12 protein-coding genes are annotated in these 16,658 nt (G+C 67.4%); 3 read left to right on the forward strand and 9 right to left on the reverse strand.

Annotated features, from left to right (window positions below):
- Positions 1-57: 57 nt before the first annotated feature.
- From ITJ61_RS08450 to ITJ61_RS08460, 3 genes are all read right to left on the reverse strand, one after another.
- Positions 58-2,364: a 5'-nucleotidase C-terminal domain-containing protein gene (locus ITJ61_RS08450; protein ID WP_194685956.1), complete on the reverse strand. Its 2,307-nt coding sequence runs from the start codon at positions 2,362-2,364 to the stop codon at positions 58-60.
- Positions 2,365-2,488: 124 nt separating this feature from the next.
- Positions 2,489-3,136 (reverse strand): hypothetical protein, encoded by a 648-nt coding sequence (locus ITJ61_RS08455; protein ID WP_194685957.1) that lies wholly within the window; start codon positions 3,134-3,136, stop codon positions 2,489-2,491.
- Between the two features lie 100 nt (positions 3,137-3,236).
- Positions 3,237-3,740, reverse strand: a complete 504-nt coding sequence (locus ITJ61_RS08460) for an amino-acid N-acetyltransferase (RefSeq protein ID WP_104242911.1) — start codon at positions 3,738-3,740, stop codon at positions 3,237-3,239.
- 67 nt (positions 3,741-3,807) lie between these two features.
- Here ITJ61_RS08460 and ITJ61_RS08465 point away from each other — a divergent pair, with 67 nt between their 5' ends.
- Positions 3,808-4,737 carry a Ppx/GppA phosphatase family protein gene (locus ITJ61_RS08465; RefSeq protein ID WP_104242939.1) on the forward strand — a complete coding sequence of 310 codons (930 nt, stop codon included), beginning with the start codon at positions 3,808-3,810 and terminating at the stop codon, positions 4,735-4,737.
- A gap of 10 nt (positions 4,738-4,747) precedes the next feature.
- On the opposite strand, the gene ITJ61_RS08470 is transcribed toward ITJ61_RS08465, so the two are convergent.
- Positions 4,748-6,037 carry an MFS transporter gene (locus tag ITJ61_RS08470; protein ID WP_323744319.1) on the reverse strand — a complete coding sequence of 430 codons (1,290 nt, stop codon included), beginning with the start codon at positions 6,035-6,037 and terminating at the stop codon, positions 4,748-4,750.
- A 120-nt stretch (positions 6,038-6,157) separates the two neighbouring features.
- Here ITJ61_RS08470 and ITJ61_RS08475 point away from each other — a divergent pair, with 120 nt between their 5' ends.
- Complete coding sequence (locus tag ITJ61_RS08475; RefSeq protein WP_104242915.1) at positions 6,158-6,493, forward strand: PadR family transcriptional regulator; 336 nt, start codon at positions 6,158-6,160, stop codon at positions 6,491-6,493.
- Between the two features lies 1 nt (position 6,494).
- Positions 6,495-7,445 (forward strand): permease prefix domain 1-containing protein, encoded by a 951-nt coding sequence (locus tag ITJ61_RS08480; RefSeq protein ID WP_104305905.1) that lies wholly within the window; start codon positions 6,495-6,497, stop codon positions 7,443-7,445.
- A gap of 75 nt (positions 7,446-7,520) precedes the next feature.
- Here the strand turns inward: ITJ61_RS08480 and ITJ61_RS08485 are convergent, their stop codons facing one another.
- From ITJ61_RS08485 to ITJ61_RS08505, 5 genes are all read right to left on the reverse strand, one after another.
- Positions 7,521-10,052: an ATP-dependent Clp protease ATP-binding subunit gene (locus ITJ61_RS08485; protein ID WP_104305904.1), complete on the reverse strand. Its 2,532-nt coding sequence runs from the start codon at positions 10,050-10,052 to the stop codon at positions 7,521-7,523.
- 198 nt (positions 10,053-10,250) lie between these two features.
- A complete protein-coding gene (locus ITJ61_RS08490) occupies positions 10,251-10,967 on the reverse strand; it encodes a hypothetical protein (protein WP_146081187.1) in 717 nt (238 codons plus the stop codon).
- 255 nt (positions 10,968-11,222) lie between these two features.
- Entirely contained in the window at positions 11,223-13,763 is a 2,541-nt protein-coding gene (locus tag ITJ61_RS20270) for a helix-turn-helix transcriptional regulator (RefSeq protein WP_194685959.1), read from the reverse strand.
- A 242-nt stretch (positions 13,764-14,005) separates the two neighbouring features.
- Positions 14,006-15,235, reverse strand: a complete 1,230-nt coding sequence (locus tag ITJ61_RS08500; RefSeq protein WP_194685960.1) for a hypothetical protein — start codon at positions 15,233-15,235, stop codon at positions 14,006-14,008.
- 116 nt (positions 15,236-15,351) lie between these two features.
- Positions 15,352-16,641, reverse strand: a complete 1,290-nt coding sequence (locus ITJ61_RS08505; RefSeq protein ID WP_104299635.1) for an MFS transporter — start codon at positions 16,639-16,641, stop codon at positions 15,352-15,354.
- Positions 16,642-16,658 lie beyond the last annotated feature (17 nt).

Raw genomic sequence — 16,658 nt, forward strand, 5'->3', positions numbered from 1 at the left:
GATGCTCCGGGCCTACTGCTCATCGACCGCTGGCCGAATCAGTGCTGCGTGCGCGTGCTACGCGTCGCTGCCCGCGCGTCGGCGGAGCAGGATCGCGGCGCCACCGGCGACGAGGAGCGCAAGCGCGCCCGCGATAGCCGCGAACATGGCGTTCTCGTCAGCTCCGGTCGTGGCGAGGGCACCGTCTCCGGCGTCCGCCGTCGGAACCGGCGCAGCCGTGGCGCTTGCCGTCGGCTCGACGGTCGCCGTCGGGGTGACGGAGACCGTCGGTCCCGGCGTCGCGGTCGGCGTCTCAGCGGCCGCCTGAACCGAGACCGGCACGGCGACGGATGCCGCAGACAGGTCCGCGAGGAACGTCAGCGTGCCATCCCCCACCGTCGAGTCGACGGGAACGGTGAAGCTCACATCGACGAGGTTCGCGTCAGCAGCGACGTCGACAGACCCGATGCCGATCTGCTCATCGCCGAGCCACACCGTGACCGAAGAGCTCTGGATGAATCCCACCGACTGCAGGTTGAACTTCGCGACCTTCAGCGAGTAGCTCTCACCTGCCTGGAACTTGTTGTCCGTGGGCAGGCCGACGACCTCGAAGCCGTTGCGCTGAACATCCGGGACGACACCAGTCGATCCCGCGGCAGTCTTCGCGCGAACCCAGTTGACGAACGCGTCGAGATCGATGAGGCCCGTGTCCTTGACGCTCTCGGCGTTGTTCAGCGAGTGGAAGTTGTCGCCACCCGCGGCGAGGAACGTCGGCATCGCCACGTTGTAGACCTGGCCGCTCGAGACGGGCTCACCGTTGATGGAGAGCGACACGATGCGCTCCATGCGAGGCCGCGAGCTGTCGAACGCGTACGTGAAGTTGTCGCTCAGCCCGAGCTGCAGGTAGTCGCGCGACGGCACCTCGCCGCCAGCGGTGAGCTGCCACTGCTCCTCGAGCACGTTCTTCAGCTCGGCGCCGGAGATGCTGACGACCGACAGGTTGTTCGCGAAGGGAAGGACCGTCGCGGCTTCCTTGTACGTGATCTGACCGTCGTTGTCCAGCAGGTCAGCACGGAGACCACCCGGGTTGATGATCGCCGCGTCGACGTCGAAGCGGCCCGTGTCACTGATCGACTCGAGCATCGACTGCGCGACGATGCCACCCAGCGACGACTCCTCCGCACGGTTGTCCTGTCCGCCCTCGGCGACGACACCAGTGGTGGAGCCGTCCTCGGCCATCTCGATGGAGTCGGGGACGAATGTCTTCGCCCTGGAGATGTCACCCTGCTGGGTGCCGATGACCTCAGCCCCAAGCACGTCGGCCGTCGCGATGGCTGCGTCGAGCTTCGCCTTGATGTCGATGATGCGCTTGTCGTTGACGTACTCGATGGGCGCCGGGTTCTTCGGCGGGGCAGCGTCGGGCTTCAGCGTCGACGGGTCGATCGAGTCGTAGACGGGCACGATGGAGCTGTCCGAGGCGGTCACGTTGCCCGCGGCGTCGACCGTGAGTACGACCTGCGCGAGGTTCTCCGCGTACTGCCCGGCCTGCACGATGGGACGGGTGGATGCACCGTTCGGGGCGTCGTAGGCGTAGGTCTGGTGCGTGTGCGCGTTGAAGATCGCGTCGACCTCGGGGGCCGTGTCCTCGGCGATGGAACGGAAGGTGCTGCTCTCCTGGTTCTCATCGAGAGGAGCGTCGGACTTCGGCGCGCCCTCGTGGTAGGAGGCGATGATGACGTCGGCCGACTTCGCCGCCGTGATCTCGGCAGCCACCTCGTTGACCGCCTCGACGGGGTCGCCGAAGGTGACGCCCGTGATGCCGTCGGGCGAGACGAGTGCCGAGGTCTCCTCCGTCACGGCCCCGATGACGGCGACCCTGACGCCGTCGACGTCGAAGATGGCGTGCGTGTCGAAGGGGTGGCTGCCGTCCGCGAGCGTGACGTTCGCGGCGAGATCGGGGCCGTTGGTCGCCGAGGCGAGCCGGCCGGTGGCGTCGTCGATGCCCTTGTCGAACTCGTGGTTGCCCTGCGTCCACGAGTCCACGCCGATCGCGTTGAGCAGGTCGATCGTCGGCTGGTCCTGCTGGATCGAGGACTCGAAGAGGCTCGCGCCGACAGCATCGCCGTTGGAGATGACGAGGCTGCTGTCCTCGCCGAACTCCTTCTGCGCCTCGAAGACGGAGGCGGCGAACTTCTCGCCGTTGAGGATCCGACCGTGGAAGTCGTTGAAGCCGATGAGGTTGATCTGCTTCGCGCCGTCGGTGGGCGTGATGAAGCTCGGCGAGAGGACGGCTGCTTGAGCTGGTGCCGCGAAGGCAGACACGAGAGCTGCCGTGCCGAGAACGGCAGCGGCAGCGGTGGCGCGCTTGCGAGTGGGCGTCGTCATGAGTCTCCTGGCGATCGACGAACGGACGGAATCGTGCGGAACGTGAGGATGCTCTCAGCTCACACTGTCTTCAAGGTTAACGTTCAGGAGATTTTCGCGAAAGCCCCCGGGCACCCCGCGCGAGTCAGTCGAGAACGAACGTCGCCGGCTGCGACACGATGCCGTTGACGCTCACGACGAGCTGGTAGTAGGCACCCCCGGCCACCGCATCCGCCCGGTCGGTCCCGCACGTGTCGAGCGAGGAACGCTCGCGCACCCAGGTGATGGGAGGGGCTGTCACGGACTGCCCGGCACCGATCGTGACGATCTCGTCAGCTGGGTCGGTCTGGCAGTGCGACGACACCCAGATCACGTCGGCTCCGCTCGAGATCGTGTAGACCTGCACGGCCGTGCCGACGTTCATGACACACGCTTCGCCGCCCGTGTTGGCGATCGAGAGCGACAGCTGAGGCTGCGCGTCGGGCGCGTAGCTCGTCGCGTCGAGCATCGCCGAGACGACAAGCTCAGGGGCTGCGCACTCGGCGGGCCCCGTCGGAGTCGGAGTGGGCGTCGGTGTCGCCTCGGCCGCCCCACCACCGTCGCTTGACGCCGTCGCGGCGGACGACGCCGTCGGCGCACCGGATGCGGAGGCTTCGCCGGGTTCGCCGGAACCCGCCCCGAAGAGGCTCGCGATTCCCCAGATGAGCGCCCCGATGACAAGTACGCAGACGATGAGGAGCGCCAGCCGCCGACGGCGGTAGACGGCCTTGCTTGGTCTGCGGGTCGAACTCACTCGCCAAGGGTACGGACCCGTCCTTGGGACTCCCGTGAGGCGCACCGTGCGACCACTGCGACGCGCCCGAAGAGCCCGTCGCGGCGGCGGAGACGGGCTCTTAGAGCACCTTCAGCATGCGCGTGTTGCCAAGCGTGTTGGGCTTGACGTGGGCGAGGTCGAGGAACTCCGCAACGCCCTCGTCCGGCGAGCGGCGCATCATCTCGTAGGTCTCCGCGTCCACGATCTGCTCGCCGACCGAGACGAAGCCGTGCCGCTCGAAGAACCCCGTCTCGAAGGTGAGGCAGAAGAGGCGCTCGAGGCCCAGCTGACGGGCGTCCGCCATCAGCCGATCGAGGATCACGTGCCCGACACCGGTGCCGCGAACCGAGTCCGCCGTCGCGATGGTGCGCACCTCGCCGAGGTCGCGCCAGAGCACATGCAACGCGCCGCAGCCGACCAGCTGCCCCCGCTCATCGACCGCCACCCGGAACTCCTGCACCGCCTCGTAGAGCGTCACGAGCTCCTTTCGCAGGAGCACGTTTCGGTCGACGAGCGGCTGGATGAGCTCGCTGATGCCCACGATGTCGTGCGTGGTGGCCCGTCTGATGGTGATCTCCTGCATCCGACCAGCGTACGCGCGGGCACGAGAGCAGGACGCTCAGGACGACAGCACGGGTAACATCACGGTCATGCGCCTTGGAGTTCTCGACGTCGGATCCAACACCGTCCACCTCATCGTGGTCGACGCCCACCCCGGCGCGAAACCCGTCCCCGAGACGTCCCAGAAGAGCGTGCTGCGCCTCATGCGCTACCTGCAGGCCGACCGCTCCATCTCCGACGAAGGTGTCGCGAAGATCATGGAAGCCATGCACCGCGCCGCCGATGCGGTGAAGAAGAGCAAGCTCGACCACTTCATGCCCCTCGCCACCAGCGCCATCCGCGAAGCCAAGAACGGGCCGGAGCTGCTGAAGCGCATCCACCGCGAGACCGGCATCGACCTGCAGGTCATGAGCGGCGAGGAGGAGGCGCGCACGACGTTCCTCGCGGTCCGCCGCTGGTTCGGCTGGGCCGCCGGGCGAATCATGCTCGTCGACATCGGCGGCGGCTCCCTCGAGCTGGCGGTCGGCGACGACGAGCTCTCCGAGCACGCCATCTCGGTGCCGCTCGGAGCGGGCCGCAGCACCGTCAACTTCCTGCACAACGACCCGCCGACCGACGATCAGGTCGAGGAGCTGCGCAAGTACGCACGAAAGCTCATCAAGGAAGCAGCGGAGACCTTCGAGGGCGGGGCGCGACCCGACCAGTTCGTGGGCTCGTCCAAGACCATCCGCTCCCTCGCCCGCCTCGCCGGCTCGTCCATCGACGGCATCGGCGCGGGGCAGCGGACCACCCTGCAGAAGTGGCAGCTCGACGACTGGGTGCCCCGCCTCGCGAAGCTGCACTCCGAGGCGCGCCCCGCGCTCCCTGGCATCACCACCGACCGGGCCCTGCAGATCGTCGCCGGCGGCGTCGTCCTCTCCGAGGTCATGCACGTCTTCGACATCAAGCAGCTCGACGTGTCCCCGTGGGCCATGCGCGAGGGGGTCCTCCTCGACTACCTGGACCGCCTCCCGCACTGAGCGCCCGGCGTCACCGCCGCTGTCGCGGGACGTGCTTCGGGATCTGCCACCCCATGAGGGCCGCCCCCACGAACCCAAGCACCCCGAGCATCCCGGACGTGAACGAGATCGACACGACCGCCGTCGCCACCGCCACGATGACGGGCACGGATGCTGCCGACGAGTCGGTGATGAGCCTCCAGGCCCCGAGGAACGGGGCCGGATCCTGACGCGGCGCGAGGTCGGCGCCGAGCGTCATGAGGATGCCGGAGCCGATGCCGTTCGCGAAGCCCAGCCAGATCGCGAGCACCGTGAACCACTGCTGAGCGGCGTCCCCGACGAGGTCGTGGGTGAAGGCGAGTGTCAGGAAGCCCGCGCCGAGGCCGAGCAGCGCCGGCACGGCGCCCCACACTCGACCGAAGCGGTCCATGACCCAGCCGGACACGAAGAAGAGCGCGAAGTCGACGCCGGCGCTCACGCCGATGACAAGCACCGCCGTGGCGGTGTCCATGCCGATCGACAGCGCCCACAGCGGCAGCATCACGTTGCGCGCCGCCCGCAGCGCTGCCATGATTCCCGCACCGGTCCCGAGCCGGACCAGCACGCCGGCGTTGGCGCGGATCGTCGCGAACACGCCGAGGCGTTCGGGCACGCCAGCCCCCGCACCCCCATCCCCCGCTGAGACCGGCGCCTTCGCGGAATGCGACGGGCGTGCGACCGTCTCGGGGTCCGGCGCGAACAGCAGGATGAGCGCGGCCACCGCGCCGCACACGACGAAGACCCAGAACCCGTACTGGGGAGCATCGAACAGGACGAGGATTCCCGCGATGATGAACGGCCCGACGAAGAAGCCGGCGCGGAACACCCCGCCAAGCGTCGAGAGCACTCGCGCCCGGTAGCGCAGCGGCACGTAGGTCGTGAGGAACGCGTGCCTCGCGAGGTTGAAATTGGCGGCGGAGATGCCGATGATGACGACCCCGACGAGCAGCATCCACGGCGCGACGGCGAACGCGCAGAGCAGGATGCCGACGAGGCTCACCGCGAGGGCCGCGAGCATGGCCCGCTTCTCCCCCAGGCGCTGCACGACGGCACCGGCGGGAAGATCGCCGATCATCTGGCCGATCATGAGCGACCCGGCGATGAACCCGGCCAGCTCGATGCCGGCTCCCAGCGAGACCGCCACGGTCGGGATGATCGGGATGATCGCTCCCTCGCCGATCGCGAACACGAACGACGGCAGGAGCGCCAGCAGAGTCACCTGCGCGAGCGTGGCTTCCTTCTTCGGCTTGCCGTGTGACGAGGGTGACGGGGATGCAGGCACGCGTTCCAGCGTAAGCCCGTCCGGTCGTGCGCCGGACAGGGGCCGCCGGCGCTGCACGCTCGCTGCGCGCTTTTGCAGTGTCATTGACGACACTGTGTGACGCACACTATGGTGTGAGTCATGGGCACTGAAGAGACGCACGACATCCACCTGCAGGAGCTCCGCAGGGGCACCGTCGTGCTCGCATGCCTTCGCCTCCTCGCCGAGCCGGGCTACGGCTACGGACTCCTCGAGGCACTGCAATCCCGAGGCTTCGACACCGACGCCAACACCCTCTACCCGCTCCTTCGCCGCCTGGAGAAGCAGGGTCACCTCACGAGCGAGTGGAACACCGACGAGGCGCGACCTCGCAAGTTCTACCGCGCCAGCCCATCCGGTGCCGCACTCGCCGCCGCGATGACCACCGACTTCCGCTCCCTCGCCCAGGCGATCGAGCACCTCCCAGAAGGGGCCTGACATGACGACCATCACCGACACCCTGACCGAGCGCTACGTGAGCGCCGCCATGCGCACGGTGCCAGACGACCAGCGCGCCGACCTCGAAGCAGAGCTGCGCGCCTCCATCCGCGACCTCGTCGATGCGCGAGTCGAATCCGGCGAGGCGGGCGATGCCGCCGAGGTGGCCGTGCTCACCGAGCTCGGCGACCCTGAGCTGCTCGCCGCCAGCTACACCGACCGCCGACTGTTCCTCGTGGGGCCCCGCTACTACCTCATGTGGTGGCGGCTCCTGAAGACCCTGCTGTGGATCGTGCCGGTGTGTGCGGCCTTCGGTGTCGCGATCGCGCAGACGCTCATCGGCAGCACCATCGGCGAGATCATCGGCGAGGTCGCGGCAGTCACCTTCAGCGTCATCATCCACGTCACGTTCTGGACGACCCTGGTGTTCGTGGTGCTCGAGCGCTCCGGCGGCCAGTCCAAGCCGGAGCAGTGGAGCGTCGCCGACCTGCCGGAGATCCGCCAGACCGGGGCCGGCAGATCCGAGCTCATCGCCTCGCTCGTGTTCCTCGCACTCGGGACCGGCGCCGTCGTCTGGGACCGCTTCATCGGCTTCGTGCCGACGCAGCCGGGACTGTCGTTCTTCGGCCACGACCTCTGGCCGTGGTGGGCCCTCGCGCTTCTGGTCCTCTTCGTACTCGAAGCGGCCTACAGCGTGGCGCTCTACCGGACGGGTCGCGTCACGCTGCCCCTCGCCTGGGCCAACGCGGTCCTCGCGGTCCTGTTCATGTCGCTGATCCTGACCACCCTGGGTCGCGGCCTGCTGCTGAATCCGGACTTCTTCGCCACGGTCATCCCAAGCGCGGACAGCGCGGCGACGGTGACCACCATCGTGACCGTGATGATCGCCTTCGGAGTCCTCGCCACCAGCGTCTGGGACATCTGGGACGGTTTCCGCAAGGCAACCCGCTAGCGGGCTACGGGGCGCGCACGACGAAGCCCCCGCATCACGTAGATGCGGGGGCTTCGTCGTATGCGCGTGCGGAGGTTACGCGGTCGGCGCGTCACCCTCACCGGCGTCGGCGATGATGCCCTCAGCCTGCGAGGTGACTCCACCTGCCGCGACCGTCTCGGGGACGAGGCGCTTGGAGACGTTGAACACGAACTCGTCTACCGGGTAGTCGACCTCGACGTGGTCGCCGGCCTTGAGCTCGCCGCGGAGGATCTTCTCGGAGAGAAGGTCTTCCACCTCGTGCTGCACGGCTCGGCGCAGCGGGCGAGCACCGAGTGTCGGGTCGAAGCCGACCTTGATGAGCTTGCGCTTCGCGAGCTCGGTGATCTCGACGGTCATGTCGCGGTCGAGCATGCGCTCGCTGAGGCGACCGATGAAGAGGTCCACGATCTGCAGCAGCTCGTTGGTGGAGAGCTGCGGGAACACGATCGTGTCGTCGACGCGGTTCAGGAACTCGGGCTTGAAGTGCTTCTTGAGCTCTTCGTTGACCTTCGACTTCATGTTGTCGTACGACACCGAGGCGTCGCCTTCGAGCTGGAAGCCGACGGGGCCGCCGGAGATGCCCTTCGTGCCGAGGTTGGTCGTCATGATGATGACCGTGTTCTTGAAGTCCACGACGCGACCCTGGCCGTCGGTGAGACGACCTTCTTCAAGCACCTGGAGGAGCGAGTTGAAGATGTCGGGGTGAGCCTTCTCGATCTCGTCGAACAGGACGACGGAGAACGGCTTGCGGCGCACCTTCTCGGTGAGCTGGCCGCCCTCTTCGAAGCCGACGAACCCTGGAGGGGCACCGAAGAGCCGCGAGACCGTGTGCTTCTCGCCGAACTCGGACATGTCGAGCGAGATGAGCGCCGACTCGTCGTCGAAGAGGAACTCCGCAAGCGCCTTGGCGAGCTCCGTCTTTCCGACGCCCGTCGGGCCGGCGAAGATGAACGAACCGGACGGACGGTTCGGGTCCTTGAGTCCGGCGCGGGTGCGGCGGATGGTCTTGGACAGGGCCGCGATGGCCTCGTTCTGGCCGATGACCCGCTGGTGCAGGGCATCCTCCATGAACACGAGACGCGCGGTCTCTTCCTCGGTGAGCTTGAAGACCGGGATGCCGGTGGCCTGCGAGAGGACCTCGGCAATCAGGCCCTCGTCGACGGTGCCGGTGGACTTGACGTCGCCCGACTTCCACTGCTTCTCGAGGCGGAGGCGCTCGCCGAGGAGGTTCTTCTCGTCGTCGCGCAGTGACGCGGCGCCTTCGAAGTCCTGCAGCTCGATGGCCTGCTCCTTGTCGGCGCGGACGATGGCGATCTTCTCGTCGAGTTCGCGCAGCTCGGGGGGCGAGGACAGCACCGAGAGGCGGAGGCGGGCACCTGCCTCGTCGAGGAGGTCGATCGCCTTGTCCGGCAGGAACCGGTCGGAGACGTAGCGGTCGGCGAGGGTTGCCGCGGCGACGATGGCGTCGTCGGTGATGGACACCTTGTGGAACGCCTCGTACTTGTCGCGGAGCCCCTTGAGGATGTTGATCGTGTGCGCGATCGACGGCTCCTCGACCTGGATGGGCTGGAAGCGTCGCTCGAGCGCCGCATCCTTCTCGAAGTGCTTCTTGTACTCGTCGATCGTGGTGGCGCCGATCGTCTGCAGCTCACCTCGCGCGAGGAGCGGCTTCAGGATGCTCGCGGCGTCGATCGCGCCCTCGGCGGCACCCGCACCAACGAGGGTGTGGATCTCGTCGATGAAGACGATGATGTCGCCGCGTGTGCGGATCTCCTTGGTGACCTTCTTGAGGCGCTCTTCGAAGTCACCGCGGTAGCGGGACCCGGCGATGAGCGAGCCGAGGTCGAGCGAGTAGAGCTGCTTGTCCTTGAGCGTCTCGGGAACCTGCCCCGTGACGATCGCCTGGGCGAGGCCCTCGACGACGGCGGTCTTGCCGACGCCCGGCTCGCCGATGAGGACGGGGTTGTTCTTCGAGCGGCGCGACAGGATCTGCATGACGCGCTCGATCTGCTTCTCGCGCCCGATAACGGGGTCGAGCTTGCCTTCGCGAGCGGCCTGCGTGAGGTTGCGGCCGAACTGGTCGAGCACGGCGGAGCCCTGGGCTGCCTGCTGCGGCTGGTCCGCTCCCGCGACGACCTGCTCCTTGCCCTGGAATCCGCTCAGCAGCTGGATGACCTGCTGGCGCACCCGATTGAGGTCGGCGCCGAGCTTCACGAGCACCTGAGCTGCGACACCCTCGCCCTCGCGGATGAGGCCGAGGAGGATGTGCTCCGTGCCGATGTAGTTGTGGCCGAGCTGCAGCGCTTCGCGGAGCGACAGCTCAAGCACCTTCTTGGCTCGCGGCGTGAACGGGATGTGCCCCGTCGGACGCTGCTGGCCCTGGCCGATGATCTCCTGGACCTGCTCACGTACGGCAGGCAGCGAGATGTCGAGGGATTCGAGCGCCTTGGCGGCGACCCCTTCACCCTCGTGGATGAGGCCGAGGAGGATGTGCTCGGTCCCGATGTAGTTGTGGTTGAGCATCTTCGCCTCTTCTTGGGCGAGGACGATCACGCGACGGGCGCGGTCGGTAAATCTCTCGAACATCCGTTTCTCCTTCGACTCCCTGACCTCGACACCTGGCTACAGGGTCGGGGGCCGTGTACAGAGAGAGTAACGGCGTCAACCTCCGTTTCCCTCCCCTGTTCGCCCTGGGCGTGCGGATGCGTCGCCCAGGTACGCGAATGCGCCGCCGCTGGTCTCTTCGACCGCGCGACGGCGCATCCCTTGTTCAGCTTCCGAGCGCTAGAGGCACTTCTCGAAGGCGAGGTCGCTCAGCCCGATGAGCTGGTTGTGGTTGGCGTCCAGCTTCTTGAGGTCCTGGTAGTAGCGGAAGGTGACCTCGCTGATGGGACCCGTGTAGAAGAGCTGCACGTTGCCGTTCAGGGACGTGCTGGGGATCTCACCTTCGGTGGCCTTGCGCCACGGGCTTGCGAGCGTGCCGCTGCCTTCGAGCGCGGATGCTCGCGTGGACGAGGTCGGCGTGGTCGTGGCGATGACGGCGTCGCGGTGGTTGCCCGGCGCCCAGTCGAGGTCGAAGATCGTGAACGAGAGCTTCGTGACCGGTTCGCTGAAGACGATCTTGACGTCGACGCCACTGCCGGAGCGGGCGGTCCCGTTCTCGATCTTGATCCACTTGAGCGACTGCGGGTTGCCCCCCTGTGGTCCGTCCTGGACGGTCCCGTTGGTCGATGAGCCCGTGAAGCCTCCGTAGCCGAGGTAGCTCAGGGTCGCGGTGACGCCGGTGCCGGGGAAGGGGATGCTCGTGGGCTTGGTGCCCGTCTTGAGCGCGTTGTAGTTGGTCTTGATGACGCATCGGGAGGCCGCCTGCGCTGGCGCGGCGGTTGCGAGGGCGATGACGGGGGTTGTCCACGCGGCGGCGCGCAGCACGGAGCGGCGAGTGGTGCCGCCCTTCTCGTCGGTGGTGACTGGGGCGGATGAGGAGCTGGGGGTTTCTGACAAGGGGGAACCTCTTCGGAGCAGATCGGGGGAAGTTGCTTCCGCGCCGGTGGGCGCGTGGTTCGCCGGTGCATCCAGTTCGGAGGTACCGAGCGGCTCAATAGCACCCCGGTTTCGAATCCGTTCTCGTGAAGTCACCCCAGACTTCACCCTAAGTTGTATCTACAATTAAATGGCCCACCAATTTCCCCGGGCACCAACGACGAAACCACCCCGGGCTTCACCCCGGAGTGGCTTGCGGAACAGAAGAGCGACGAACTACTCGCCGTTGCGATCCCGGAGCAGGCCCAGAGATTCGGCGCGACGCAGGGCCTCTGGCCGCGTGTGGACCCCGAGCTTCTTGTAGGCAGAGCGCAACTGGGTCTTCACGGTGTTTGGCGAGACGAACAGCTCCTCGGCGATCCGCGTCGGCGAGGTGTGCCTTGCGAGCGCGTGAACCACGACTCGTTCGCGCTCCGTGAACTGCGGCATGGCGCTCACTTCCTGGAAGTTCGTCACCACGTCGAGCGAGTCGAACATCGCGATGTCATCCGCGCCGCCGGATTCTCGGCTGAGCTCAGCCAGCGCGTTGCGGTCGCGATCGGGCAGCATGAGCAGGGGCGAGACGAGCCCATATTGGAGCGAGAGCCCGGCAGCGAGGCCGACCATGCTCCGGGCGACGTCGCGGTCGCCATCGCGCAGCGCACCGGCCGCGCCGATGAGGTGCATCGCCATGCGCATCCTCGGCGTCGTCACGAAGTCCAGCGACCGCGAGACCCACTGCATCGACTGGTCCGTGTCGCCGTCGACAAGAGCGAGCAGCGACCTTGCCGGCAGCGTCCGGAAGTCGTCGACGGCGTACCCCTCCAGCAGCTTGCGTGCGCGTGCCGGGCGACCGGCGGCGAGCCAGAGGACGACGAGGAGGGACTTCACGCGGAACAGGCCGAGGCTCTCACCGACCCCAGAGGCGGCAAGCGGGCCCTCGAGCATCTCCTCGACCCGCCTGGCCTCCGCGAGCGCCTCGCCCTGCGCCAGCCGAGCAAGCATGACGGGCTCCTGCAGGTAGGGCCAGAGGTCGGACGTGACGGTGAAGCGCTCGATATCCTCGAGAGCCGCCTGCGCCTGCATCCACTCACCGCGCTCGAGATACCCGTAGGACTTCGCGATATGCCCGAAGGTGCCGAGGTGTCCGCGCGAGCTTGTCGTCATCCACGCACCATCTTCGACCTGCGCGAGCATCGCCTCCGAGGCGGGCATGTCACCATCGATGGCCTTGTAGCCCGCCGCATCCCAGAACGACAGGTTGCGGGAGCTGTTCGACTGCGGCACCACGAAGGTCCCCTCGAGTGCGGCGTGCGCCCCCGTCATGTCGCCGACGAGGAACAGCGAAAGCGCCGCCCCGCGAGTGAAGACCGGAGACAGCGTAGGCGACGCCCCCACCCGGGACTGGGCAGCGGCGAGGCCGAGCGCTTCCCGCGCGAGCTCAGCCGACTCGAGGTACCTCCCGAGGGTGCGCAGCGCGAAGACCTTGAAGCAGAGGTACTCGCAGCGACGTGCGACCGAGAGGTCGCTCGGGATGCGCATCCCGGCCGCGATCTGCAGGAGCGGCTTCGCACCGCTGCGCAGCACTGGATTGGCGAGACGGGCGAGGCCGAGCACGAACGCGAGCACGGGGTACGCGACGAGCACGTCCTGCGGGAGGTGCTGCAGCCGCGATACATAGCGATCCGTCGTGTAGGCCTCGACGACCGTGAGCAGCAGGCGTGCGCAGATGCGTGACGCGAGGTCGAAGTCGTCGACCTCGAGCGCCAGCTCGAGAGCCCCTTCCGGGTCGCCGTTTGCGCTCAACCACGCCGCGGCGAGAGAGGCTGCGCGTCGATACTCGGCCGGGGAATCGGCCCGCAACTCCTCGTGCAGCGCCTCGCGGAGCGCCGTGACGTACTGGAAGGCCTTGCTGCTGCGGGTGAACGAGATGTGCCTGCCGAAGCCGTCCGCTTCGAGCATCTCGATCGCCGCGTCCGGATCCAGGTCGGGCACGAGCATCCGCGCGAGCGAGGCGTCGAAGTACGGCACGACGCTGGTGATCCTCGCGAACCTGGCGAGCTCGGCGTTGGGCAGCTGACCGGAGAGGTTCGTCGAGTTGAGCGCATTCTCGCGCCAGTGGAATGCGCGCGGGCCTGACCGGGAGAGCTCGAGGATGGCCGCGCGGACGGCGATGGCGTAGCCACCGGTCGCCTCGTACACCTCCGCTGGCGTCGCGATATGGGTCTGCCCCACGACGAGCTCGAAGAAGGCCGCGACCTCGGCCTCCGTGAACTCCAGGTCGATGTTGGTCACGACACGAACTCGGCCCTGCAGCTGGAGCCTCGACTGGTCGAGCGTGGTGCGGCCCCTCGCGGCGATGATGACCCGCATGTTCGGGACGCTCTCGGCGCCTCTGAGGAGGTCCTGGTCGACAATCGGCACGAGGTCGCCGAGCCGCTCGTAGCCGTCGAGGATGATCGTGAAGGGAACCTCACTGCGCATGGCCACGACGAGGTCGCGCTTCTCGAAGTCATCGCTGTTGATGAGCGTCACGAGGTCGTCGTATTCGAGGCTGGTGAGGAGGCCCTCGCGGAGGGCCGCGCGCGCGATCTGCTCCCAGACGCTGTTGCGGGTGGTCGTGGCGGTGCTGAAGGTCACCCAGAGCAGGCGGCCCGTGTGGCGACCGGATTCGGCCCACATCCGCAGGAGCGTCGTCTTGCCGTATCCGCTCGGCGCGTGGAGCAGGGTGATGCGCGTCGAATCATCGTCGAGCGCCCGGAGGAGGCGCTGCCTCACCAGTAGTTCTCGCGTGGTTGCGTGCACTGAATTCACCCCAGCTCAAGTCCATGAATACTCACCTACCAAATGGATGGTCATGACTCTAACTCGCTGATCCCGGTTTGACGAGATCCGGGGAACCGGGGATTCACCGGGGACGATGCCATACCACACCAGAGGTTTACCACGTTCTGGCAAGCCCAGAATGCCCACGTTTGGGCCGCCAGACTGGACACCGTTATGGCAATTCGGCGAGGAATCTAGCGCTGATCAGCGCAAACTTGCTCGGCCATGGTGAGCGCGCCGGCGCCATCAAGGCTCGAGCCCCAGGTGAGCTGGAGCTCGCGCGTCAGATCCGGCCACTGCGACCCCGACCAGAATTCACAGTCACGCACACCGAACTTCAACTCGAAGACGCCGAGGCCCGTGAGGTTGTTCCCCACGAAGTTGACGCTGAAGTCCCTGTTCGTGCGCTGCAGCTCCGGGACGAGGTCACGCAACTCCTGCCACTCCACGGTCTCCCGGAACACCTTGGCCGCCTCGCCCGCCTTGATTCCCTGCATCGTGTCGTCGAAGGCGGTGACGTTGACCTGGGTCCCGCCGAGGGCCGAATCATCCACGCGCACGTGGACGCTCGCGAGCTGCTCCGACTCGTCGAACACCGCGCTCGTCTCCCGGACGAACTCGACCTGCTCGGCGGTGGGGAGCTCGCTCTGCACGAACTGGCCGGTCGTGAACGGAGCAAGACCCATGAGGTCCCACTCCCCCGTGGCAGCGCCTGGGTCGTGGATCGCGCGGGCGGTCTCGAGGAGCTGCGTCGTGCGCTCGCTATCGCCGCGCTCCTCGCTCGAGAGCTCGACCACAACCAGTCGCCCACGAGCCGCGGCAGACAGGGAGGGTGCGCTGGACCCCGTCGGCGAGACAGTCGCGGGCGCCGGGTCGCCGGGAGCCTGCGTCTCGGACGGCTGCGCTTCGGTCTCCCGCGAGGTGAGGCCGTCCGCTGCTGCACCGGATGCCTGATCGGTCACCTCGAACATGCCAGCGGACACCGGCGCCGAGTACGTCCGTGTGGAGATCGATTCGAACCCCACTGCCGCCAGCTCTCGCCAGTAGCCGAGCTGGGCGTGGAGCGACTCCGGAGTCGTGAGATCGAAGTACGAGTATGCGGACCCCGCAAGCCTGAGCTCGACCGTCCCGGCCCACTGGCCCTTGTCGAGCTGGACGGTCGGGAAGGTGGAGGCGTAGTCGCCGATGTCCGCGAGCTCCTCCTCGGTCACCTCCTCGGCCAGCGTGACGACGAGGTCGACCTTGACGGCCCCATCCACCGGCGGGCGGTCGAGGCTCGACGCCTCGACGCCGGGAAGTGATCGGAGGGTCTGATTGAACGACTCGAGCGCGGTCTGCACGGACGGGAACGGCCCGGAAGCGCATCCGGCGAGCATCGTCATCATGACGGCCGCAATGAAGACGGGCAGGGCAGAACGCGGCATCGTCAGCACCCTCCTCCGCGTCCTCGATCCAGCACGACGACGATCAGGTTACGCGTCGCTCCCCGGAGGTATCTGAGGACTCCCCCAGAGCGAGCTCCGCCGTGCCCCAGCGAGGTTCAACTCGCTGCCGGAGAACCGGCTGCTTCGCCGTCTGCCCTGACCTCACCAGCCCTGCCGACGTGCACCAGGGAACGCCAGACGAGCGCGAGGATGAGGATGCTCGCACCGAACGCGACCCAGATCGTGGTGACGATGCCGAAGCCCTGGCCGATGAGACCCCCTGCGAAGGTGCCGACGGCCATGCCGCCGATCATCCCGAGGAAGTAGACGCTCGAGACCCGTCCGCGCATGCGGCTCGGAACGGCTCGCCCGCGGATGGTGCTCGCGAGCGTCGCCCAGATGACCGTGTACATGCCGAAGACGAACATCGTGAGGCCAGCGACGATGACGTTCGCAGTCGCCGCGAGAACCAGGTGCAGCACCGTCTCGAGCGCGAGACAGGTGCGCATGAGGCTCGTGTAGGAGAAGCGGCGCTCCAGGCGTCCGTAGAGCGCTGTGCCGACGAGCCCACCGAGTGCCGAGACCGCGAGCAGCAGCCCGTAGCCGGCATCGTCCAGTCCGAGACGCTGCTTCGCATAGAGCACGAGCACGCCGTAGGTCATGCCGTACGTGATGTTGAACGCGAACAGGATGATGGCGAGCGTCCGGACCGGCGGGTTCTGCCAGAGCCAGGCGAATCCCCTGGCGATGTCCCGACGCACGCGGGCCACCGAGCGCACCGTCTCGATCGGCCCGGTCGTCGCCGTCGAGACGGGTGGTGAGGTGATCCGGGACACGAGCACCACAGCGAAGAGCAGGGAGACGACGGTCACGCCGTACGGGATCGCATGCCCGACCGCGAAGATGGCACCGCCGATCGCGGGACCGGCGAGCTGGTTCATGACGGTCTGGCTGGCGATGAGTCGCGAGTTCCCGATGCCGAGCTCTTTCGACGGGACGAGGTCGGGCACGATCGAGGTCCAGGCGTTGTCGGTGAAGACCTCCGCCGACCCCACGAGGAACAGCGCGATGTAGAGGATCGGCAGGTTGATGGTGTCGGTGAGCACGAGGGCCCCGATGACCGCCAGCATCAGGACGCGACTGAGCGCCCCCGTCACGATGATCGCGACGCGGGGCAGGCGGTCGGCGACCACGCCCGCGAAGAGGCCGAACACGAGCCACGGAAGCTGCTGCACGACCAGGGCCAGCGACACGAGCAGCGGGTCCCTGGTGAGGCTCGCGACGAGCAGGGGGCCCGCCGCGATCAGGATGCCGTCGGCGAGGTTCGAGAACAGTGACGAGGAGAGGAGGAATCGGAAGGGCGTGCCGAGCGGCTTCGGGGACGCCCAGTTGAGCAGGAGTGACATGGGTCGGTTCCAGACGA

The sequence above is a fragment of the Pseudoclavibacter sp. VKM Ac-2888 genome, from assembly GCF_015351285.1.
Taxonomy (GTDB): domain Bacteria; phylum Actinomycetota; class Actinomycetes; order Actinomycetales; family Microbacteriaceae; genus Pseudoclavibacter.